Here is a 21,669-nt window from a genome sequence, read left to right on the forward strand (position 1 = left end):
ATGGGGCAGAAAGTGTTCCAAATCAAAAAATATGAACATTGTAAACGCTGATAAGAGCCCTGACAGAAGAAGCATTTTTTAAACGATTATAAGTAAATAAAACTACGGAAAAGCTTGAAACAGGGCCAGAAAGATTTGGGCGAAATGTGGTCGTAACGGATCACTATCTACGACATGCAGAAAAAGGCAAGGGGCGCATGGGCGGCGACCTCAGCGCTGCAGGAGAAGGAGCCGCTGCTGCTGTGGGCCACACCCTCTCCGAACAGGATGTTATTAAAGCCTATACGGGCACCGTGCCGCGCACGAAAGATACAGCTCAATTAATTGTGGGGGCGTCACCAACGGAAAGGAAGCTCGTCCCTCGTATCCGCCAGTCTTTGGATGGGTTTGCTGGCTTCTTCGTTGACCCTCAGAAATCTCCTCTCTGGCAAAAACTTCTAGATGATTTGGCTCATATTCCGAGGGACCTTCCTCCTGACGAACAAAAAAAGGAAATTGCCAGAATCGGCGAAGAATTTACGACTCAATGGATTGCCTTTGAAGATAAACGTCCTGATGAAGGAACCTTGTCTCCACTTGAGGTGGCGTTAAACATGGCTAAGAGTACCGTCACTCACAGCAAAATGGCAGAGAGGCTGAAGAGTGGCACCAAAAACGAACTTATCAACGTCACGCATGAAGGGATGCTCACGGCAATGCTTCGCTACTTCCTCAGGCGAAAAAATGAGGACGGAACCTATACAGAAGGTAAAGAACTCTTAGAGAAGCTTGGGCCAGTACAATATCTGGATGATATTATTATCCGAACAGCCACTGACGCCCAAGGAAAACGAACGAGTACGGCCACTTTTCGAGGAGAAGAGTATGTAGTGACTGGAGAAGAGCTTCTTGCTCACCATAAGGATTCACAAACTTCCTCTTAAGATATCTGAGTATGCTTCCGGTTGAACAATACCGTAAAACCGTCCGCCGACCATACCCACCCCTGCAGAGTTTTCTTTTTTTAAAAGGTTTTGCAAAAGCTGATTACTATAAACCTTTTTTTAATGAACCATATGCTCTCACGGAAATAATAGTGACTGGTGATGCCTGGTACTGCTCTGACCAGCAGCTTGATCACATCGGAGAGCTCACCATGAAAGCTTGGGACACGCCGGAAGGTCTCGCAAAAGTAAAAGAGTTATTTTTTGAACGCGAAAGAAAACTCCTCGCGACAAAAGACCTTGTGAGTTTTGGTTTGGCCTTTGAAGAATATCAGCCGGCCGTACTGATGATTTCTTACTCTGAGAAAACACTGGATATTCACCTTAGGACTTTATTGAAAGAAAAAATTAACCACGTCAAAGTGGAGCAAATCATGAGCGATCTAAATAGCCCCCTGGAGGATAACTTTTATAAAAAAGAGGAGTTGGATCTCGTCACCTCCTTGAACCTTTCTCATCACGTGAAAAAGTATGCTGGTTTGAATGCTAGATATGGTTCCGAAAAAGTATATACCTTAGATGAGGCCCAAAAACGTCTCCAAGGTCTTGATAAGAAAAAGTGGATTAAAAACTATCACAGAGAAAAAGAGGAACTTAAGAAAAGAATTTTGGAAATCAAATTACTCTTGGGTAATGCGGATGCTCATTGGGTAGATGTAGTCCAGTACAGCGTGTATTACCGGACGCAAAGGGCAGACGTGCTCCATTTGTCTACTTTTAATATGCTTGGCGAATTGAAAAAAGAAGCTAAAAGAGCCAACCTTTCTTATCCTGAAATTTTACAGTGTTCCGTGGACGAAATTATCAACCGTCGCCTTCCTTCGAGGACGGAGATAAGAAACCGTCAACGAGCTAATGGTTTCGTATTAGAGAAAGGGCAGATCCAGATTGTCACAGGAAAAGAGTACGAGAGAATACGCGACTACTTTCCGACAAGTATCAAAGAGAGGAGACTCCTGACGGGGAACACTGCTTATAAAGGACAGGTGAAGGGACCAGTCTGCGTCGTATACTCACTTCAGGATTACGAGAAGTTTCGAGAGGGCGATGTTTTGGTAGCCGCCATGACTACGCCGGATATGGTCCCTTTAGTAAAAATGGCTTCGGCTGTTGTCACGGATGAAGGAGGAATTACTTGTCATGCCGCTATTATTGCCCGCGAACTTAAAAAACCTTGTATCATCGGTACCAAAGACGCTACGGCGATTCTGAAGGATACTATGGTCGTAGAAGTGGATGCTACGGCGGGTACGGTAAGAGTTCTTTAACACACCCCCTTCTTGTACAAGTTGTTTCATAAATTTATTTCTGATTCTGCAAAGCCAGCTTAATACCAAACGCAACAAGAGCCACTCCCATTATTTTAGAGAGGTAGTACTGCACCTTCGAAAACTTATTACGGACAAGGGGTGCAGAAATAATAAATGCAAGGAGAGAAAACCAGATTCCTACAATAAAAGCAATTTCTATGCCGTACATTCCCTGTACAATCAGTGGTGTTTTTACATCAATGACTTGAGTGAAAATGCTCAGAAAAAAGAGAGTGGCTTTTGGATTGAGAGCATTTGTGATAAAACCTTCTTTTAGAGCTTGAGATAGAGAGATGTTCCCATCTCCTTTTTCTACGGAAATCTCTTTGAAACTTTCTTTTTTTGTTCTTACCAATTGAATACCAAGATACAATAAGTAAGCAGCTCCAACATATTTAATGATAGAAAATAGAATAATGGACTGAGAAATAATAAGGCCAATCCCCAAAAGTGAATAAGCTACATGTACGAGTATCCCTAGCCCTACACCTAAGGCTGTCATGAGTCCAATCTTACGGGCATTCAGACTGTTCTTTGCTACCACAATAAAGTCTGGCCCTGGGCTTACAGCAGCCAAAAAGGCGATAATTCCTATTGTAATAGCTGGGAAAAAATACTCCATATATTACATATTTTAACATAAACTAAAAAACATCTTCCAGTGGCTTTAAATTGATTTTGCCCTACAAAGCATAGAGGTCATCCAATATAGAAACTTCTTGATAAAAGTCCTGAACCCCTGATTTTCCTTTTAGATAAAACAAAAACAGCCTCCGAAGAGACTGATTTCTTTCCTTGGCGGGGACGGCAGGACTCGGTCAGAGATAATTTACTCGCCGTCGCATATGAATTTTCCCGACCCTGACTCACGGCCTCGTCTACTGACTCGGCAGCGTTCCGTCTTTCTCATCCCGACGGAAACCAAGCCCGCCTGCAACGGTGTAGCACTTCGGGCAGGCAGTTGGTTTCCTCTCGCCCCCACTATAGAACAAAAATCTCTCCCCCAACAGGAGGAGAGATTTTGTTATGGCGGGGACGGCGGGACTTACCCCTCCGGGGCATAAACTTCTCGTCCCACCATCGTACCAAAAAATCAAAAACCCGACCGTAAAGGACGGGCTTTTGATTTTGCGGGGACGGCGGGACTCGAACCCGTGACCTTCTGCGTGACAGGCAGACGCTCTAACCAGCTGAGCTACGCCCCCATTTTCTGAACTCACGACCTACAACCGACAACTCACAACGAGAAGAAATGTATTAAAGCATCGCTCACCGTTGTTGGTTGTTCGTGCTGGGTTATCAGTTTTTTTGGTACCAGGGGCGAGATTCGAACTCGCGACCCCGGGCTTACTCGCCCCGTACCGAAACAGTAGCAGGGGTGGGGATCGAACCCACGACATCAGGCTTATGAGTCCTGTGCTCTACCAACTGAGCTACCCTGCCGGAAATGTTTTGGTACGGGGCGAATCCCGCTGCTCCCTGCCTGCCGGCAGGCAGGTAACCAACTGAGCCCCGCCCGCATGATTCGCTTGCTCATCAAGCGTATCGGGCGGGTACCCTGGCGAGGTTTATACGATGAAACCCTGACCGCGTCGCAAGGCACGGAAATAAAGCGAGGAGCGGGGAAGATGCCACAGTATCTGTCACCTGCTGATGGCTATATTTGTTGCGGGGGGTGGATTTGAACCACCGACCTCTTGGTTATGAGCCAAGCGAGCTGCCAGACTGCTCTACCCCGCTGTATATGATCTCTAGGAACTTCCGACCACCCTTTAAACTTTTGAGATAGTTTTCCCTCTTTCGCGCTTCGGTGTAACTCGCATAGTCTTCTTTGTGAACGAGTACCCATTGTTGGTGTCTCTTGGTCCACTGGGAGCGACCCTGATTGTGAGCAGTAATCCTCTCCGTAACGTCAGCGGAGATACCGATGTACCTGCGCCCATTTTCGGATTGTATTACATAAACGCTGAACGGTAAACTCGTGTCGAGCATAGGGAGTCTCATGAGCCAATCCCGCCCGGGCGGGACAGACTGCTCTACCCCGCTGTATATTTGAGAACCTATAACCCACCACCCACAACCTACGACGAGACCTACTTTCTTCTTGCTGTCGGTTGTTAGTCGTGAGTTGTCGGTTATCTCAAGTGGGTGATCATGGACTCGAACCATGGACCTCGACATTATCAGTGTCGCGCTCTAACCACCTGAGCTAATCACCCGCTATTGGATGATCTACTCCTCCTGATCGAGTAACAGACATAGGCGATCGCTAGACCACTGGCCTGTCACACTGGGGGGAGAAGCGTATCACCCATTGAAAAGCACCCTGAATCCTACAATATCTCTCCAAAACAATCAAGCTGAAACGGGATAACTCATACATGAATGTGGTGGACCGTGCCGGATTCGAACCGGCGACCTCCGCGTTGCAAACGCGGCGCTCTACCAACTAAGCTAACGGCCCATGGGGAGTATGTATTATTGTACCGACGAGAACAAATGGCCCAAAGGCGTATCAATGGCGATTATACGGAAAAATAGAGAGGGTGTCCAGGTTAGTGTATAATGAACTCGATATCCTAACATTAGTCCTATGGCGATTTCTTTTTGGGGTACTGCTGGCAAGAAAAAAGACTCGGGTAAGGACGGGAGTCATGGTGGAGGTAGTAATCCGGATGATCAATCATATCGTCACCATATCGGTGAGCCTGAGGACCCAGAGGAAAAAAAGAAGCACTGGGGCAGTGCTGAGGGCAATGTCTCGGACTACGAGCTCGAGCACGGGTTGCACACCACTCTTCTGGGTAAGCTGAATCGTCGCAAGGCGGCGATTGTGGAAGAGGCAGCAAAGGGATCGACTAATGAGCTGGGCGGGCAGCGAGGGATGAATAAGGGAGAGTTGGATAATATGATGAAGGCACTGGGTGAAGATGCTATCAAGCTCGGTCTCGACCGGAAGCGTGACCTTCCCATTATCCGGAATGCTTTCGAAAGTCGCCTCTAACGTATCTCCTTTCCTCGTCGCTACATCAGCGACCAGTGAAGACCCGGTGTGCTCCGAGTGATTGCTGTGAGTGGAAGGAATGGAATATGACTGATTAAGCGGAAAAAACTATGGCCCTTTTTATTCCTTCACGTCGATCCGAGCGGAAACCGGGAGTCTCCCTCTCGGATCACAGCCGGCAGTCCTCAGCTGCGAACAATCCGAAGGGTTGGAATCGCTTGCATCTCCGTGAAGCACTCGATCGGCTGGCGCGGGGTGATCTGGGACGACTGGATGAGACTCAGCTCAGTCGGATTCGCGAAATCGTCGAACGCTCGGCCGGAGCGGACGGAGACCTGAGTGCTGCCCAGACGCGTGAGGCAATCCATGCTATCGAGATGAACCGAGTGAGTCTCGGTCTAGACCAAGGCATGATGGAAAGTCTCGCGACCTTTTTAGCTGATGGCCCGGGCAATTCATGATCCTTTCTTCCATGCCCGTCTGGATCCAGCATATCGAAATCGGCATCCGCGAGTTGGCACCTATCGTTCCGCTCGAACTTTTCATTTCTGTGGGTGCCTTTGCCGAGGAAATCATCGCGCCTATTCCTTCGATGCTCGTGACGACGACGGCGGGATTCTTTGCTCAGGTAGAAGGTCGCACGGTGCTCTTCGTGTTGTGGCTCGCCATCCTGGGTGGTCTGGGTAAACTCGCTGGATCGTATATCTACTATCTGATCGGCGATAAGCTCGAAGATGTCGTTGTTGGACGCTATGGCCGATACTTGGGACTTGGTCATGCTGATATCGAACGGATTGGTCAGCGTTTCACTGGTCATCACTGGCGAGATGGAGGACTCATATTTGTACTTCGTCTCATTCCGTTTGTGCCAACTATTCTGGTTTCGATCTCGTGTGGCGTCGTGCGGATAGAGAAGCGTGTATTTCTTTTCGCTTCCTATGCTGGAAATTTTTGCAAGGACCTCTTCTATATCTCCATCGGTTACTACGGAATCCGAGCGCTCAAGGTTTATCTCATGGATATCGAGCGGGTGCGTTTCGGTGTTGGAGTCGTCTCGACGATAGTGGTCATCGGCAGCCTCATCTTTCTGTACATCCATCGTCACCACGGAGTACGCTTTTTCGGATACTTGTGGAAGCGTTTTGGGAGAAAGTAGCTCGGATGCATTCTTTAAAAAAAACGGACCCAGGGAGCGGCGGCTCACGAGGGTCCTGCGGGCGGCGGGCTAATTTGCGTGGCGCCGATGGTGTCGCGCTCGGGAATGGGCTTGGGTCGATTCAGTCCCATTGAATCACGATGGGACTATCATTTTCCATCTGGTGGCTTCGTTGGTGAGGGCCGGAATGGTCCTGGTCAAGCTCACACAATAATGCCACTCTGAGTCGCGCTAGATCAGCTCCCGCTGAATTTCTTGTGTACATGGCAATACCGATCGGTTGGGCCAAGAACCAATCTATGCACCGTCGTCTGGAACTGACGATGTCTCCCGAAATGGGTACGAATCCTAACCGATTTGATCCCCAGAGTACCCGAGCGATACCGTTACCTTTTCAGTTGATGGAAAGTGTTGTTCTTGTTAGACTAGAGCCTCAAACCGGCTGTAAAGTTGACTTTAAGCCTTAAATTTCATTCAGCATGTCAAAAAAAATGGTCACGTCACTGTCCCCGCTGCAGCAGTCGTGAGACGGTGAAGAATGGCTCCCAAGGCTACAGCCATCACTACCTGTGTCGTGCTTGTGAACATTCTTTTCTCGTTACTTCGGGCATGATCCGAGACTGCTGTGGATCGAGCATATTGATGGGGTACCGTTTCGTAAATTAGGAGATGAATATGGTCTCTCGGGAAAACAAGCCTTCGTGAGAGTTACAAGAGAATTAGCACAACTTCCTTCCAATGACGCTCTGACGCAAACCCTCTGTGACCCGAGACGCTTCTCGGGCATCCTTGTCATGGATGGGAAGTATGTGGCGGTCAAAGGCTTTGCGAGAAAGATTCCTTTTCTCTACGGCATTGATTACTTGACCCACGATATTCCTTCGGGGCTTTGTATACAGCGGAAGATGAGGTGTCCTTCTCACGTTTCTTCCATCAAGTGAAGCAACTTGGCTATGATCTTCAGATCGTGGTCGCCGATGACCGCTCTGGCCTGAAAAAGGCTCTCCTGAAGGTTTTTCCGTCGGCTCGGCTGCAGCTCTGCCACAACCACTACCTGGAGAATATCCGGGTGGCTTTACGGGTGCGGAGTGAAGAGCGATACCGGCCCTTCTTTTACGCTCTCAAGGAGAGCGTGTTTGGAGAACGAGAGGATGTGACGAACGCCATTCGATCTTTTGCCGCGAGCATCAAGAGAGAGAAACGTCTGCTCAAAAACATCGTAAGTGAGATAGCGTACCGGCAGGAGGAACTCTTCAATTACTTGCTGCTGCCAGGCTGTCCCAACAACACCAATCTCATTGAACTCTACAATTCCCATCTCAATGGGAGGCTGAAGACGATCAAGGGTTTTCAGAGTTTTGCTTCGGCTCAGTGTTGGTTGAATGCGTGGATGATACGGAGGAGAACCAAGCCTTTTACAGATTGTGAAGCTAAATTTAAATATTTGAACGGTTACCCTTCACTCTCTTTGAGTATCAAAAAACAGGCTCGCTGGCCTGAGACATTAGTAAAACTAGGCGTAGAAGCAGTAAAACTTTTTGAAAAAAAGCGCCCTACTATCAACTGAAAAGGTAACGGTAACTACCCGAGCCTCTCGTTTCAGATCATGAAAGCCCTTGAGAATGAGCCCGTGGTTTCCGGGGTGGTCGCGTGGACCGCAGCAGAAACAGAAGATCGTCCCTGAAGCGGTTGTCAAAATACCGATCCTGCCACAAACCGTGAGAGGGGTAGCGCTGCTGAGATCCATGAGATAGCTCCTTGGTATATTGGCGTGTTTGCCAATATGTGATAAAATCATTTAATTCTCACTCTGTCAACTTCATGTCAACCTTCGTGCTTACATCCGATTGGCCGCCCGCTGGGGACCAGCCCAAAGCGATTGCTTCACTCGTCGCTGGTCTTAAACGTGGGGATGATTTCCAGACGCTTTTCGGCGTGACCGGATCGGGGAAGACGTTCACTATGGCAAATGCGATTGCACAGATTGGCCGCCCGACACTCGTCATCGCGCACAATAAAACACTCGCTGCCCAGCTCGCCCAGGAGTTCGAAGAGTTTTTCCCCGATGCGGCGGTGCATTACTTTGTCTCGTACTATGACTACTACCAGCCCGAGGCGTACATGCCGATCACGGATACGTATATTGAGAAGGACGCTTCGATCAATGAAGAGATCGACCGCTTGCGCCACGCGTCGACACAGTCACTCCTGACTCGTCGTGACGTCATTATCGTCGCCAGTGTCTCCTGTATTTACGGCCTCGGGAGTCCGGAAGAATATCTGCACGAGAACATCCTCCTGACCGTAGGTGAAGTTATCACCCGTGAAACACTCCTTCGTCGGCTTATCGCGATTTTCTTCGAGCGTACCAATGCTGACATCACGCCGGGCCACTTCCGTTCCATCGGCAATCGCATCGAGGTGATGCCGGTATCCGAGAAGTTTATCTATTCTATTGAGCTGGGTGCCAATCGGATTGAGTCGATCACACAGATTGATCCCGTTTCACAGACGATTCTCCGAGAGGAGGAAGCGATCACTCTTTTTCCGACCAAACACTTCATCACGGATGCTGACAAGAAGGAGCAGGCCTTGCTCACGATCCGAGAGGAGCTCACGACGCAACTCGGCATATTTGCGGCGGAGGGGAAACTGCTTGAGGCCGAACGGTTGAAGCGCCGGACGCACTATGATATCGCCATGATCGATGAGATCGGCTACTGTTCGGGGATCGAGAACTATTCGCGGCACCTCTCTGGCAAGGCACCGGGTGAGCCACCCGAGACCTTGCTCTCGTACTTCCCGCACCTTCCTGATGGCACGCCGGACTTCCTCACCATCATCGATGAGTCGCATGTGACGCTGCCGCAGCTTCGCGGTATGTACAATGGTGACCAGGCGCGCAAGAAGACGCTCGTCAACTTTGGTTTCCGATTACCGAGTGCTCTCGACAATAGGCCACTTCGGTATGAAGAATTCCAGGAACGGGTGGGCTCCATCGTCTTCACCTCGGCAACCCCAGCCGATTACGAGCGCGAAGTGAGTACTCAGATTGTCGAGCAGGTGATCCGACCGACGGGTCTCTTGGACCCTGAAGTCACGGTCCGCGGCATCCGAGCGATTGGCGAATACCCGGGGCAGATCGGGGACTTCATCCGCGAGACGGAGATGGAGGTGAAGCGTGGCGGCCGAGTGATCGCGACGACCCTGACGAAAAAAATGGCTGAGGATCTCGCCCAGTACCTGAAAGACCCTTCGACACGCTCAGGGCAGGGAAAGCCAATCAAAGCCGAATACCTCCACAGTGACGTGCTCACCATCGATCGGATCAAGATCTTGACCCAGTTCCGGAAGGGCGAGTTCGATGTCCTGGTCGGTGTGAACTTGCTCCGCGAAGGACTTGATCTTCCCGAGGTGACCTTTATTGGCATCCTCGATGCGGATAAGGAGGGGTTTCTCCGTTCCGAAACCTCGCTCATCCAGATTATCGGCCGCGCCGCGCGCAATGTCCTTGGCCGTGTCATCCTCTATGCTGACCGGGTGACGGGTTCGATCGACTATGCCCTGAGCGAGACGGCTCGTCGCCGGGCCTTGCAACTGGCGTACAATACCGAGCACAGTATCACGCCGCAGACGATAAAGAAGAACATTCATGATATCACGGAGCGGCTGCAGAGCGAGCACGATCAGGCGGTAGCCGTATCGCTCGCGCTCGATGCCAAAGGTTTTGCCAAGGATCCAGAAAAAATCATCCGAGCGAAGGAACGCGAGATGAAAGCGGCCGTGAAGCTTCTCGATTTCGAGACCGCGGCCATCCTGCGCGATGAGATCCGGGCGCTCGAGAAACGTCTCGGCCGAAGGAATAAGGAGACTCGGAAATGATATACTAGAGCCACGATGCGTCTGGAAAAGCCCGACTCACGTAATATCAGCGTAAGCTTACACAAACAATATGTTGATACCCAGAAAAATGCTCGGCTTCGGGTTTGCACTGTTTCTCATGCTTGTCATACTGGCTGTGATCTATTCCCAGTATGCCCTGCAGAGCCAGCCAAATCTGTCTGACACGGTCCAGCCCAAGTCGACGATGAACGCTGGGAAGAAGTCCGCTCCGACTGTGGATATCGCGACCACTCCGCTCCCGACGACCGTTACACCGGAAACGGCGGCGAATGATCTCATCGACGAAGCGCTCGCCGACCGCGATGACCTCTCCGCTTCAGAGGAAGACGAGATGGCTGATCTCGAAAACGGTAATTAATTCGGTAGACTGAAAACTATGAAGTTGATGAATAAACGGTACCTGTCAGCGTTTTCACTCGCAGCGGTATTGGCGATGCCATCGATCGCTCTGGCAGAAATGGGTGGGGCCAATACGCGCTTTACCCAGCGGGCCGAAGAGGCCAAGGCTCGAATGGAAGGACGCCAGACCAGGATGGAAGAGCGCCAGGCAGACAGGACAGAAAAGCGTGAGGAGATGAAGGAGAAGCGTCAAGACGCGTTCTGCACGCGCTTCAGTGAGCGCATGGAGAACCAGTCCGACCGTGTGGATACGCGGGAGACGAATGTGAAGAATCGCGTCGGGGATCGTCTGAGCCGCCGCACCGACCGCCGCGACAATCGCGATGAGTCACTCGACGGCAAGCGCGATGATCAGGACGAGCGTCGTACCGCACTCTATGCGTTGCTCGATGAGCGAGCGGATACCGATGCCGAGAAAGCTGCCGTCGCCGAATTCAAGTCCACGATCGATGCAGCGGTCGTGACGCGTCGCGCCGCCGTCGACAAAGCGATCGAGGACTTCCGCACCGCTGTCGACAAACTCGTTGATACCAAGAAGTCAACTGCTTCCAGCACATACGGAGAGTTCCGCTCGGCCGTCGATGCCGCGGCGGCAGAGGCCAAGAGTGATTGCGAGGCCGGTACCGATCCGAAGACTGTGATGACGAATTACCAAGCCGCAGTGAAGGCGGCCCAGGAGAAACTGAAGGGGAACAAGGATGAACTCACCGGTCTCAAGGACGAGGTGAAGGCACTCGCCGAAACCCGCAAGCAGGCGATCGAGAGTGCGCTCGAGACCTTCAAAGCTGCCGTCGAGGCAGCCAAAACGAAGTTGCAGGCAGTGATGGGTTCAAACTGACGGCTCCCGAAATCGAACCGGACGTTTCGAACAACCGAAAACGAGGCTAGGCAGAGTCTCGTTTTTTTGATTTCGGAATCTTGACAGAGGAATCAGTGTGTGAGACATTTCGTTCCAGTTCCTTAACCCATGCCGTTTTTGGACATGGATTTCGAAAAAATTGTTCATGAGGAGAGTAGCGTGCATTTAAATCCATTGGATGACGAGGTTATTGGACCGTCGATTTCATATAGCTTGCAGATGGCACAGCAAATGGGTGAAGATTTGCAAAAAGACAGTGCCGTCCTTTCGGAACTCATTGAAGAAACGAGCGATCTATTGACTGCCGTCGACGCTGCGATATCACAGACAGAACTCGTGGGTGACCAGCAGTGGGAGACGATGCGGAGATGCTGGTGTTTCCTGGGCCCACATATCTTCAAACAGATCGAAATGTTGAAGAACAATGACTCTCCAGTAAAGATGAACGCGTATCAAAGACTGTCGCTTTATAGGAAGGTCGCATTTCTCCAGATCGTGTTGACGCTTAGGCGGCAGACGCTGGAGATGAACGGTATCGATGTCTAGATGTGAACAACCAATCCTGACCCGCGAGCAGAAGACTGCTCCGCCGGGTCTTTTGCTTTTTATAATTGTTCTCAGCTAGATATACGTTTGGATTTGGGGATCAGCCCGCACGCCCTGTGGATTCCAGTAATAGATAAGTATTCCAAGTGAAGGGGCTCTCGTGGGGGGGTGGTATACTGGGGTCATGACACAGCGTTCACTCATCATCGCTAGTCTCGCCGTCGCCGCTATCATCGTGGTTGTGGGGTGTTTTTGGTTGGCTGGGAGGGACGACGGTGCCTCAATTTCCGATCGGTCGGATCAGTCATCGGCATCTCCTTCAGGGAATTCCGTTCAGTCGACGAACATGGCATCCCAGAGCCTGGACGCGGGTGACGATTCCCGCGCGGCAGCCGATTCGAATGAGAGCATCGAAACGCTCATGGTGGAGATCGAACAGAATGCGGCTGGGGACGATACGGCCATGGAGGCTGAAGTGGCGGGCGAGAGCGAGAGCTTTACGGAAGGGGCCGTTGTGATGGAACAACTTGGCCAAAGCTATGATGAAACCGAATACTAATATATTCCTGCTCGCATGGTTGGCCCTGCTTCTGCCGGCGACTGTTTCGGCTGCGCCGCTTGAGCTTGTGACGAAGAATCTGGATCTCAAGGACACGCCGGTTGTGAAATTGTCATATCCGGTGAAGTTACCGAATACTGAGGCCTTTTGTGCTGCACTCGGCGAGACGAAGAACCAGCTGAGCGAAGGGGTAGCGGCCAAGGAAAAGCGCGTGTCCGAGTATGTCGACGGGCTCTCTCAGCAACTGGAAGACGAGCGGAATGGCCGGGATGCAAAACTTGAAGAAGCTCGCTCTGAGGCTGATCAGAAACGCAGCGAGTGGTATGCACGGCTCGAGGACCGGGCGAAGGGGGATGATGAGGAAGATGCGGTGGTGAGATATCAGAAACGAGTGGAAGAGGCGGTAGACGATCGTCGCGATGCACTCGATGCTGCGATCGCCGAATTTCGGAAGGGCGTGGATGAGCTCGCCGTGAAACGATCGACCAGTATGCAAACGGCGCGCGATACGTTCGGGGCCTCAGTCGAGGCAGCGGTGAAAAAGCTTGAAACAGATTGCGCCAATGGTGTGGCGACCGAGACGCTGGTCAAGGACTTCAAAGCGAGCCTCAAATCCGGACGGGAAAAGCTGGCGGCTGACAAGAAAGCCGTTGCGACTCTCGAGACTGAAGTAAAGACTTTGGCAGAGACTCGAAAGAAAAGTATCGCGGCTGCTGTTACGACATTTCGAGCTGAGCTTCAGGCAGCCAATGAAGACGTGCGTGCCTCCTTCACGAGTGGTGAATAGGTGACTCACAGTCGTGTCGTTTGCTCTTCTTATGTTTCTCTATGCACGCACCAACCGAAGTGAGTTATAAGAAAGCAGTGGCTCTCACTCCGTTCCGTCGAGCGGTCTTCCAGACGGTCGCACGGATCCCGAAGGGACAGGTACGGACCTATGGCGAAGTGGCTCGCCAGGTGGATGCTCCAGGTGCCGCGCGGGCGGTCGGGACAGCACTCAGTCAGAATTGCTACCAGGATGTGCCTTGTCATCGCGTGGTGCGTTCTGATGGGCGAGTGGGCGGCTACTCATTTGGTGGGTCGCATGCCAAGGCGCGACGCCTCCGACATGAAGGTGTCGAAATTATCCGCGGTCGGGTCGTCTTTCCTCATTAGGAAAATCCTGTTATACTTTTTCTCTTGTCTCTTGTTTGATTTTTGCTATGCACATCACTGAACGGGCCAAAGCGCGCCTCATCCTCTCTGCTGACGACTACGGTATCCGGGACACGGTGCGCCGGATTTTGCCGTTGGCTGCGGCGGGGAAATTGCATCGGGTGGCGGTCATGGCACGGTACTGTAGCAAAGAGGATGCCGCCCGACTCCTCGCGACGGGGGTGAAGATCGATCTCCATCTCGACCTCATCAGTCTCTTGGGTCGTGGGGCAGTACCGGGCCACGGGACCCTCCGTCGAGGGCTGCACTTTGTGGTTCGCCACTTTCTGGGCTATATCCCAGCGAGTACCGTTGAGACTGAATGGCGTGCTCAGATCAAACGCTTCCACGAGCTCTTTGGCCGCGCTCCGGACGGCTTGAATAGTCATGAACATGTCCATTTCTTTCCAAGCTTCTTCCGTTCCTTACTTGCGTTGGCACATGAATCTCGTATTCCGTATGTCCGTTTCGGCCAGCGGGGGATGCTCCTGTCGCTCCATCATGCAGCGATCGGCCATGTGCTGCACTCGCTCGCTCGGACCGATCATCGCCGTTTCACCGCGGCTGGACTCGCGACCTCGACCTATCTCGTTAGTCTCGACTGGGTCCACGGCAAGGAACGTTTCTTCCGGGCGCTCGAAGCCTTACCTGAGGGGGAGACGGTCGAACTCGTCATCCATCCAGAGCATGAACGCGAAGCGGCATTCGTTGACCATCATTTCTAGCCGCCCCTATGCCGAACAAGAAGACAATTGCGAAAGAACCGAAACACCGGAAATCGGCGGGTCCATCAGACTGGATCACGGTCCGGGGTGCCCGTACGCACAACCTGAAAAACATCACGGTCGCCATGCCGCGGAACACGATGATCGTGTTTACGGGCCTGTCTGGCTCCGGTAAGTCGTCGCTCGCCTTTGATACGATCTTTGCTGAGGGGCAGCGGCGCTATGTCGAATCGCTCTCGGCCTACGCCCGGCAATTCCTGAACACGATGCAGAAGCCAGACGTCGATGAAATCACCGGCCTCTCACCGGCCATCTCGATCGATCAGAAATCAGCCAGTCGCAATCCGCGTTCGACGGTCGCGACGGTGACCGAGATCTATGACTATCTCCGTGTCCTCTATGCCCGGCTTGGTCGACCGCATTGTCTTGAGTGCGGCCGCGAGATTTCTCGGCTCTCGACCGAGGAGATGCTCGACACCGTGAAGACCAAGGTCCATGCCGTCATGCGTGAGCCCGGTAAGACCGAGGCGCCGGTTATCGTCCTTGCGCCAGTCGTCCGTGGTCGGAAAGGCGAGTACTATCAGATGCTCTACAATGCACTCGGCCGTGGTTTCACTTCCATCTACCTCGACGGTGTGAGGAAGAGCCTCCGTGAGCAGGTAATCCTGAAGAAAAATCACAAACACGATATTGATTTCATCGTCGATGAATTTCTCGCGCGCGATTTTCGTGATTATCAGGACGACACTGAAGTCCGGCTCTCGGAAGCAGTCCAGAAAGCACTTGAGGAAGCCGAGGGCATCGTGAAGATACAAATCGGTGACGAGGAGTTCTTGCTTTCAGCTAAGTTCACGTGCCCCTATGATGGCTTTTCGTACCCGGAAGTCGAGCCGCGCCTCTTCTCCTTCAATTCGCCGTATGGTGCCTGTCAGGCCTGCAACGGTCTCGGGACCAAACATTTCTTCGGGTCAGATCCGTGTGATACCTGCAATGGTACGCGGCTCCGCGAGGAAGCGCTGCATATCAAGATCGGCGGACAAAATATCGTCGACCTCACCCGTCTCACGACTGCGCTTGCCTTTGATTTTTTCGCTGGCCTCGACTTGACCAAACGCGAAGAGCAGATCGCCTCTGTTGTCCTCCGGGAAATCGGGAGCCGACTCCAATTCCTCCTCAATGTCGGACTGAATTATCTGACACTCGATCGCCGGGCGAATACACTCTCGGGTGGAGAGGCACAGCGTATCCGACTGGCCAGCCAACTCGGCAGCCAACTCGTCGGCGCCCTCTATGTCCTCGATGAGCCGACCATCGGTCTCCATCAGCGTGACAATGATCGACTGATCGAAACTCTCAAGTCCTTGCGTGCGCTCGGCAATACTATCATCATCGTTGAACATGACGAGGATACCATTTATGCTTCGGACTACATTGTCGATATCGGTCCGGGCGCAGGCGTACATGGCGGTGCGGTCGTAGTAACTGGCTTTCTCGAAGACCTCCTCACGGCCAAGACCAATCAGTCTGGTTCGCTCACCTTGGCCTACCTGCGTGGCGAGGAGCGCATCCCAGTGCCAGAGCGGCGTGGCAAGGAAAAGGGGAGTCTGAAGATTCGCGGCGGCCGCATCTACAATATCCAGAACATGAATGTCGATATCCCACTCGGCCGCTTCATCACGGTGACGGGTGTGTCCGGCTCGGGCAAGTCATCTTTCTTGTATGAGATCGTCCACAAGAATCTCCAGGGCCGGCTCGACCGTCGCTATAAGACCAATCAGGTTGAACACTGTGATACGTTCACGGGGACCGAGTATGTCTCGCGCGTTGTGATGATCGACCAAAGCCCGATCGGTCGTACGCCGCGTTCGAACCCAGCGACGTACACCGGTGCCTTCAATCATATCCGTGAACTCTTTGCTTCGACGGAAGAGGCGCGGGTGCGCGGCTGGAAGCTCGGGCGCTTTTCATTCAATCGTCCCGGCGGCCGTTGCGAGACCTGTGAAGGCAACGGTTTCATCGCGGTCGAGATGCACTTCCTCCCGACGGTCTATGTGCCGTGCGATGTCTGTGACGGCCGACGCTTCACCAAAGAGACCCTCGAAGTCACCTACAAGCACAAAAACATCCATCAGGTACTCACCATGACGATCGAAGAGGCGTATGCGTTCTTCCACGAGATTCCGGCCATCGCTGATCGGCTGAAGACCCTAAATGAAGTTGGCCTCGGCTATCTCGAGCTCGGTCAATCCGCCACGACCCTCTCGGGTGGTGAGGCCCAGCGGGTGAAGATCGCCAGTGAGCTGTATCGGCAGGCAGTGGAGCGGACCATCTATCTCCTGGATGAGCCGACGATCGGGCTCCACTATGCCGACGTGAAGAAACTCATCGAAATCCTCGACCGGCTCGTGTCGAAAGGCAACACGGTCATGGTCATCGAACACAATATGGACCTCATCAAGAGTGCAGACTATGTCATCGACATCGGTCCCGAGGGTGGATCAGGCGGCGGGAAAATCGTCGCGACTGGCACGCCGGAGGAAGTCGCCAAGACGGCCGGTTCACATACGGGCCACTACCTGAAGAAGGCACTGAAAAATAAATAGGGTGTGGTAGGATGGGGATGAAAACAGATCGTTTATGGAGCGTATCGCTGAAAAACCGCCGTTCCGACTCCACAGCCCAGCCTTCGCGTATGGGGAGCAGATTCCGCGTGAGTATACCTGTGATGGTCGGAATGTGAACCCGCCGCTCTCGATCGAGCAGGTACCCGAAGACGCCGAAGCGCTCGCCCTCATCGTGGAGGACCCGGATGCGCCGGGTGGCACATGGATTCATTGGCGCGTTTGGAATATCGCTCCGACGACTACACTGATCAAAGAAGACTCGGTCCCCATCAATGCCGTCGTGGGGAAAAATAGTTTCGGTGAGGCGGCTTATGGCGGCCCGTGTCCGCCGCGGGGCGAGCACAGCTATATCTTCCGCATCTATGCACTGCGTACCCCGTTGCATCTCCCGGCCGAAGCGACTGAACTCATGCTCCGAAACGCACTCCTCGGTAATGTCGTCGCGGAAGCCGATCTCATCGGCTACTATCGCCGTACTTTGATGGCCTAGTGAGAGCATCGTCAACGAACTCTCGCATGCTAGAATGAGGAATAAAAGCGCTGTCTTTTTTGTATGGCATCCACGGTCTGGCGTCTCCACATCCCGGACGGTACACTCGAGGGTCTGAAGTGGCTCGCGCTCGTTTCGATGATCTATGACCACGTCGTGAGGCTGCTCTTCATGGGGCCGGTCCTCGGTAGTGCGACCGCGTTTGGCCGGCTGGCGTTCCCGCTATTCGCTTTCATCCTCGCCTACAATCTCGCCCGACCGGGTGTCGACGCTCGTGTCTACCGGCGGCTCATCCTGCGTCTCGTCGGCTTCGGCTTTCTCGCGCTCCCGGCCTCGCTCTATCTCGTCGGAGTGCAGCAATTCAACATCCTTTTTACCTTTGCCGTGTTCGTCGCGTTGCTCTGGATTTTCCGCTTGCGGCCGCTGTGGTTTGCGTTGCCGGTTGCGCTCATCGTGTTCGTATCGGCTGGGTCACAAGTGGAGTATGGCTGGTATGGCCTCACGCTCGCGCTCAGTCTCGCCTACTTCGTCCAACGGGGGGTGACCCTCGATGCGGTCACGGTGCTGACGATTGGTTTCATGGCGCTCGCCGCGAGCAATGGTAGTCACTGGGGGACGCTCAGTCTGCCGATCATCCTCATCGCCTCGCAAGTGTCGCTGCCGTTTCCTCGCAATAAATGGTTCTTCTACATCTTCTACCCAGCGCATCTCACCGTGATCGCGATTTTGGCTTGGCAATTTGTCCGTTAGTGATTCTTCTCGGTTTCGGTGCTCTCGCACGAGAGATTCTTTGCCTGGCGCCAGACACACGCTTGTTCCAGGTAGCGGTCACGACCGGAACCGTTGCGGTAGTACCGATAGCGGACGGGATTTTTCTTCCAGTAATCCTGATGGTATTCTTCGGCCGGATAAAAATGTTCAAAGGGGCGTACGACGGTCACGATCGGTTTCGGATAGACTTGGACGTCTGTGAGTCGTTTGATTTCTGCAACTACGGTCTGCCGTTCGGTCTCGGACTGATAGAAGACCGCTGACTGGTAGCTGTCACCCTGATCTGCAAACTGCCCATTGGGGTCGGTCGGATCGATATGCGCAAAGAAAAAGCGGACGAGTGTCTCGTAGCTGATGGCCTTTGGATCATAGCGTACCTCGACGGATTCCAGATGTCCGGTCGTATGTGCTGAGACACTGACATAGTCCGGGTCCGTCGTCGTCCCGCCCGAGTAACCCGAGATCACCTCGCCGACGCCGGGGAGCTTTTCGAAGTCGGCCTCGGTGCACCAGAAACAGCCGCCCGCGAAGTACGCCGTCGCTGTCCCACTTGTTGCGGGGGTGATGGTCGCCGGCTCAGCATAGCGATGGTCGCGCCAGTACAGGCCGTATGCGGCAGCGCTGACGAGGATGAGTCCGATGAGGATGAGGAAGGAGTGCTTCATGGCATCAGTATAGCGCACCTATTTCTCGATTTTTCGGAAGTGCTACTATAGGGGTGTAGTCTACCCTCAATGGTCGCTTTGCTTCCTGCCCGCCTCGCTTCTTCATTTATTCCCTAATACCTAATCACTAACTACTCGCTATATGGCCAGCACCAAGAAACCCAGTCCCGCTCCCAAGGCGCCCTTCAAGCCCGCGATGCCGCCCTTGTGGCAGGCCGCTCGCCTCGAAGGCAAAGTACGGAATATGGGCATCAAGAATCTCGGCAAGCAACGCAAAGGCAAGCGCGGCGATCGATAGAGCGGGCTATAGCTGAGTCGTTGCCTGGTCGGATGAGAGTTCGTCGGAGCGTTGCTATGGGTTACCGAGGAAATTACTCTTATGAACTCCAAACGTTACGATATCGTCATCATCCCGCCACCCGAGATCGCGGCGCAGGCGATCGCACTCAGTCAAGCCCTCGCGTCACAGGGATCGCATTTCACTCTGGATGGGGTGACGCTATATCCGCATATTTCGCTGTACCATGTGCCCTTCACTGAGTCAGCTTTGACCACGGTGTTCGGAGCGCTCCGGGATATCGCCGCTCTCACCGTGCCGTTCGTCCTCCGACAAGAGACTTACTATCCTGACCAAGGTGTCTGGGTGGGGGTGCGCTATGTGGCTGACAAGGCCATCCTCGATCTCCACACATCGATCATCGCGGCGACGCGGGCGTATCGTGAGTCCGAGGAAGGTGTCCGATACAAGGAGCACTGGGTCGAGATACCGGACCAAGAGCTGAGGAACATTGAGTACTGCGGTTGGGCGCATTCCTTCACGCTCTATTCGCCGCATCTGACATTCACGCGGTTGGTACGACCCTCTGCCGATGTGCTCGCCCATCTCTCACAGCCGGAGTTCTCGTTCCGCGCTGACCATATCGGCGTGTATGAAGTCGGCGACCATGGGACCTGCACTCGTTGCGTCGCGGATTTCCATCTCACAGGGTAGTGGGCCAACTGAGAGTTTATGACTTGAAAATGGGGAAGAGTTTACCTTGTTTGATTGCATTAACTCATAGGGGGGAGTAGCCTAGGGGAACTATGGACATCCTCTCGCATGGGCTTTATGGTGGGGTCGCCTTCGGCCGGCGGAGTCGGATCAGTTACTGGCTCGCGTTCTTCTTTGGGATTGCACCGGACCTCTTTTCGTTCGGGCTTTTCTTTGCCCTGACCATCCTCGGTCTGGCTGAGCATCCGGACTGGCGGTCGGGCCAGCACCCTGATCCTGCTGGTATCCCGGGCTATGTCCACGCGCTCTACAACGGCACGCACAGCCTCGTCATCTTCGTGGCCGTGTTCGCTCTCGTCTGGCTCATTCGGAAGAAACCGCTCTATGAGATGTTCGGCTGGCCACTCCATATCCTCGTCGATATCCCGACTCACTCCGAGAAATTCTTCCCCACCCCGTTCCTCTGGCCGGTCTCGGACTTCCATGTGAATGGCCACAATTGGAGTGATCCGCGCATCTTCATCCCCAATGTCATCTTCCTCATCGGACTCTATCTCTGGTTCTATGTCATCCGTCCGCGCCGCGTTCGGCAGGCTCAGACAGTAGAGGAGAAGGTTCATCAATCCGTTGCTTCCGAGTGAAGGCTGGCTTGAAAAAGGGTGTTAGTAGGAGTAGAATCGGATGAAGTAAAAATCTCTGCCATGTTGGTATTTATCGATGAATCCGGAGATACGGGGCTGGATATCGCCAGAGGGGCAACACGCTATTTCTCTATGGTTTTGGTAGCATTTGAGGACCGAGAAGAAGCACAGCTTTGCGATGAGCGCATCGCTCTCTTGCGTCACGAGCTCGGTAAGCCTCCAGGATTCGAGTTTCATTTTCACGAGAATTCTGATCGGATTCGCGAGGCCTTTTTCAAAGCCGTCTTACCGTACGGATTCTTTTACTACGGTATTGTCATCAACAAGGGAAAACTTTTCGGGGAGGGATTCCACAACAAGGAATCGTTCTACAAGTATGCCTGCGGACTGCTTTTTGAGAATGCAAAGGATAAGCTGGAAAATGCAACAGTCATTATTGATGAATCCGGGAGACAGCTCTTTAAGTATCAATTGGCGAACTACCTGAAGCGTCGTATGAATGCGGAAAGCGTGACGACTCGGATCAAGAAGGTGAGGATGCAGGATTCCCATCGAAACAATCTCGTTCAGCTTGCCGATATGGTAGCGGGAGCGGTGACGCGGAGCTTGAATGAAGGTAAAAAAGACAAGACCGACTATCGGAAAATCGTGCAGTCGCGCGAAGTCTATGTCCAGATTTGGCCGAAATAAGGAAAAAGAAAGCTCCCGGACCTATCCCTTGCGGGAAAGCGGCGATGAACGCCACAGTTTGGTTCGGGAGCACTTCCACCTATAAAATACGCTTTGCAGACCGTTTTGTCAACACTGAGTCAGCACTGATGTGGCAGTAAGTGAGCAGTCCAGAGTGGG

At 52.8% G+C, this 21,669-nt stretch carries 24 protein-coding genes and 5 tRNA genes; 21 read left to right on the plus strand and 8 right to left on the minus strand.

What is annotated here, in order from left to right; genetic code table 11:
• Positions 1 to 146: 146 nt before the first annotated feature.
• The gene (locus tag IPJ68_01210) at positions 147 to 923 is read left to right on the plus strand and encodes a histidine phosphatase family protein (protein ID QQR78880.1); all 777 of its coding nucleotides are present in this window, start codon (positions 147 to 149) and stop codon (positions 921 to 923) included.
• A gap of 11 nt (positions 924 to 934) precedes the next feature.
• Positions 935 to 2,251: a hypothetical protein gene (locus IPJ68_01215; protein ID QQR78881.1), complete on the plus strand. Its 1,317-nt coding sequence runs from the start codon at positions 935 to 937 to the stop codon at positions 2,249 to 2,251.
• Positions 2,252 to 2,285: 34 nt separating this feature from the next.
• Here IPJ68_01215 and IPJ68_01220 read toward each other — a convergent pair whose 3' ends face one another.
• The 7 genes from IPJ68_01220 to IPJ68_01250 form a co-directional block, all read right to left on the minus strand.
• The gene (locus IPJ68_01220) at positions 2,286 to 2,915 is read right to left on the minus strand and encodes a LysE family transporter (protein ID QQR78882.1); all 630 of its coding nucleotides are present in this window, start codon (positions 2,913 to 2,915) and stop codon (positions 2,286 to 2,288) included.
• Positions 2,916 to 3,424: 509 nt separating this feature from the next.
• Positions 3,425 to 3,498 (minus strand) — tRNA-Asp (locus tag IPJ68_01225).
• 165 nt (positions 3,499 to 3,663) lie between these two features.
• Positions 3,664 to 3,736, minus strand: a tRNA-Met gene (locus IPJ68_01230).
• Between the two features lie 223 nt (positions 3,737 to 3,959).
• Positions 3,960 to 4,033 (minus strand) — tRNA-Met (locus IPJ68_01235).
• Positions 3,995 to 4,474, minus strand: coding sequence for a GIY-YIG nuclease family protein (locus tag IPJ68_01240; protein ID QQR79234.1), 480 nt, complete (start codon positions 4,472 to 4,474; stop codon positions 3,995 to 3,997). Before IPJ68_01240 ends, IPJ68_01235 begins: the two co-directional genes overlap by 39 nt.
• A tRNA-Ile gene (locus tag IPJ68_01245) sits at positions 4,439 to 4,512 on the minus strand. Before IPJ68_01245 ends, IPJ68_01240 begins: the two co-directional genes overlap by 36 nt.
• 169 nt (positions 4,513 to 4,681) lie before the next feature.
• A tRNA-Ala gene (locus IPJ68_01250) sits at positions 4,682 to 4,757 on the minus strand.
• 129 nt (positions 4,758 to 4,886) lie between these two features.
• Here IPJ68_01250 and IPJ68_01255 point away from each other — a divergent pair.
• The 15 genes from IPJ68_01255 to IPJ68_01325 all read left to right on the plus strand — a co-directional run bounded on the left by IPJ68_01255 (position 4,887) and on the right by IPJ68_01325 (position 18,502).
• A complete protein-coding gene (locus tag IPJ68_01255; protein QQR78883.1) occupies positions 4,887 to 5,297 on the plus strand; it encodes a hypothetical protein in 411 nt (136 codons plus the stop codon).
• A 110-nt stretch (positions 5,298 to 5,407) separates the two neighbouring features.
• Positions 5,408 to 5,758, plus strand: a complete 351-nt coding sequence (locus IPJ68_01260; protein ID QQR78884.1) for a hypothetical protein — start codon at positions 5,408 to 5,410, stop codon at positions 5,756 to 5,758.
• An 11-nt stretch (positions 5,759 to 5,769) separates the two neighbouring features.
• Positions 5,770 to 6,453 carry a VTT domain-containing protein gene (locus tag IPJ68_01265; protein QQR78885.1) on the plus strand — a complete coding sequence of 228 codons (684 nt, stop codon included), beginning with the start codon at positions 5,770 to 5,772 and terminating at the stop codon, positions 6,451 to 6,453.
• An 889-nt stretch (positions 6,454 to 7,342) separates the two neighbouring features.
• Entirely contained in the window at positions 7,343 to 8,020 is a 678-nt protein-coding gene (locus IPJ68_01270; protein QQR78886.1) for a transposase, read from the plus strand.
• 254 nt (positions 8,021 to 8,274) lie between these two features.
• Positions 8,275 to 10,335, plus strand: coding sequence for an excinuclease ABC subunit UvrB (uvrB, locus tag IPJ68_01275; protein ID QQR78887.1), 2,061 nt, complete (start codon positions 8,275 to 8,277; stop codon positions 10,333 to 10,335).
• A 70-nt stretch (positions 10,336 to 10,405) separates the two neighbouring features.
• Entirely contained in the window at positions 10,406 to 10,714 is a 309-nt protein-coding gene (locus tag IPJ68_01280; GenBank protein QQR78888.1) for a hypothetical protein, read from the plus strand.
• Positions 10,715 to 10,732: 18 nt separating this feature from the next.
• Positions 10,733 to 11,593, plus strand: a complete 861-nt coding sequence (locus tag IPJ68_01285) for a hypothetical protein (GenBank protein QQR78889.1) — start codon at positions 10,733 to 10,735, stop codon at positions 11,591 to 11,593.
• Positions 11,594 to 11,857: 264 nt separating this feature from the next.
• A complete protein-coding gene (locus tag IPJ68_01290; GenBank protein QQR78890.1) occupies positions 11,858 to 12,160 on the plus strand; it encodes a hypothetical protein in 303 nt (100 codons plus the stop codon).
• Positions 12,161 to 12,344: 184 nt separating this feature from the next.
• On the plus strand, positions 12,345 to 12,719 hold the full coding sequence (locus IPJ68_01295) for a hypothetical protein (GenBank protein ID QQR78891.1): 375 nt from the start codon (positions 12,345 to 12,347) through the stop codon (positions 12,717 to 12,719).
• Entirely contained in the window at positions 12,700 to 13,506 is an 807-nt protein-coding gene (locus IPJ68_01300) for a hypothetical protein (GenBank protein ID QQR78892.1), read from the plus strand. The genes IPJ68_01295 and IPJ68_01300 overlap by 20 nt, the downstream gene beginning before the upstream one ends.
• A 41-nt stretch (positions 13,507 to 13,547) precedes the next feature.
• Positions 13,548 to 13,874, plus strand: a complete 327-nt coding sequence (locus IPJ68_01305) for an MGMT family protein (protein QQR78893.1) — start codon at positions 13,548 to 13,550, stop codon at positions 13,872 to 13,874.
• A gap of 47 nt (positions 13,875 to 13,921) precedes the next feature.
• Positions 13,922 to 14,638 (plus strand): ChbG/HpnK family deacetylase, encoded by a 717-nt coding sequence (locus IPJ68_01310; GenBank protein ID QQR78894.1) that lies wholly within the window; start codon positions 13,922 to 13,924, stop codon positions 14,636 to 14,638.
• 8 nt (positions 14,639 to 14,646) lie between these two features.
• The gene (gene uvrA / locus IPJ68_01315; protein ID QQR78895.1) at positions 14,647 to 17,241 is read left to right on the plus strand and encodes an excinuclease ABC subunit UvrA; all 2,595 of its coding nucleotides are present in this window, start codon (positions 14,647 to 14,649) and stop codon (positions 17,239 to 17,241) included.
• A 34-nt stretch (positions 17,242 to 17,275) separates the two neighbouring features.
• Positions 17,276 to 17,752, plus strand: coding sequence for a YbhB/YbcL family Raf kinase inhibitor-like protein (locus tag IPJ68_01320; protein ID QQR78896.1), 477 nt, complete (start codon positions 17,276 to 17,278; stop codon positions 17,750 to 17,752).
• Positions 17,753 to 17,815: 63 nt separating this feature from the next.
• Positions 17,816 to 18,502: a conjugal transfer protein TraX gene (locus tag IPJ68_01325; GenBank protein ID QQR78897.1), complete on the plus strand. Its 687-nt coding sequence runs from the start codon at positions 17,816 to 17,818 to the stop codon at positions 18,500 to 18,502.
• On the opposite strand, the gene msrA is transcribed toward IPJ68_01325, so the two are convergent.
• On the minus strand, positions 18,499 to 19,188 hold the full coding sequence (msrA, locus tag IPJ68_01330) for a peptide-methionine (S)-S-oxide reductase MsrA (GenBank protein ID QQR78898.1): 690 nt from the start codon (positions 19,186 to 19,188) through the stop codon (positions 18,499 to 18,501). The two genes, IPJ68_01325 and msrA, sit on opposite strands and share 4 nt — an antisense overlap.
• Positions 19,189 to 19,330: 142 nt before the next feature.
• Between msrA and IPJ68_01335 the strand changes: the two genes are divergently transcribed.
• The 4 genes from IPJ68_01335 to IPJ68_01350 all read left to right on the plus strand — a co-directional run bounded on the left by IPJ68_01335 (position 19,331) and on the right by IPJ68_01350 (position 21,510).
• Complete coding sequence (locus IPJ68_01335) at positions 19,331 to 19,486, plus strand: hypothetical protein (protein QQR78899.1); 156 nt, start codon at positions 19,331 to 19,333, stop codon at positions 19,484 to 19,486.
• An 81-nt stretch (positions 19,487 to 19,567) separates the two neighbouring features.
• Positions 19,568 to 20,179, plus strand: a complete 612-nt coding sequence (locus tag IPJ68_01340; protein ID QQR78900.1) for a hypothetical protein — start codon at positions 19,568 to 19,570, stop codon at positions 20,177 to 20,179.
• 92 nt (positions 20,180 to 20,271) lie between these two features.
• Positions 20,272 to 20,820, plus strand: coding sequence for a hypothetical protein (locus IPJ68_01345; GenBank protein QQR78901.1), 549 nt, complete (start codon positions 20,272 to 20,274; stop codon positions 20,818 to 20,820).
• Between the two features lie 60 nt (positions 20,821 to 20,880).
• The gene (locus IPJ68_01350; protein ID QQR78902.1) at positions 20,881 to 21,510 is read left to right on the plus strand and encodes a DUF3800 domain-containing protein; all 630 of its coding nucleotides are present in this window, start codon (positions 20,881 to 20,883) and stop codon (positions 21,508 to 21,510) included.
• Positions 21,511 to 21,669 lie beyond the last annotated feature (159 nt).

The organism is Candidatus Moraniibacteriota bacterium (assembly GCA_016699425.1).
Classification (GTDB): domain Bacteria; phylum Patescibacteriota; class Minisyncoccia; order Moranbacterales; family UBA1568; genus SSEF01.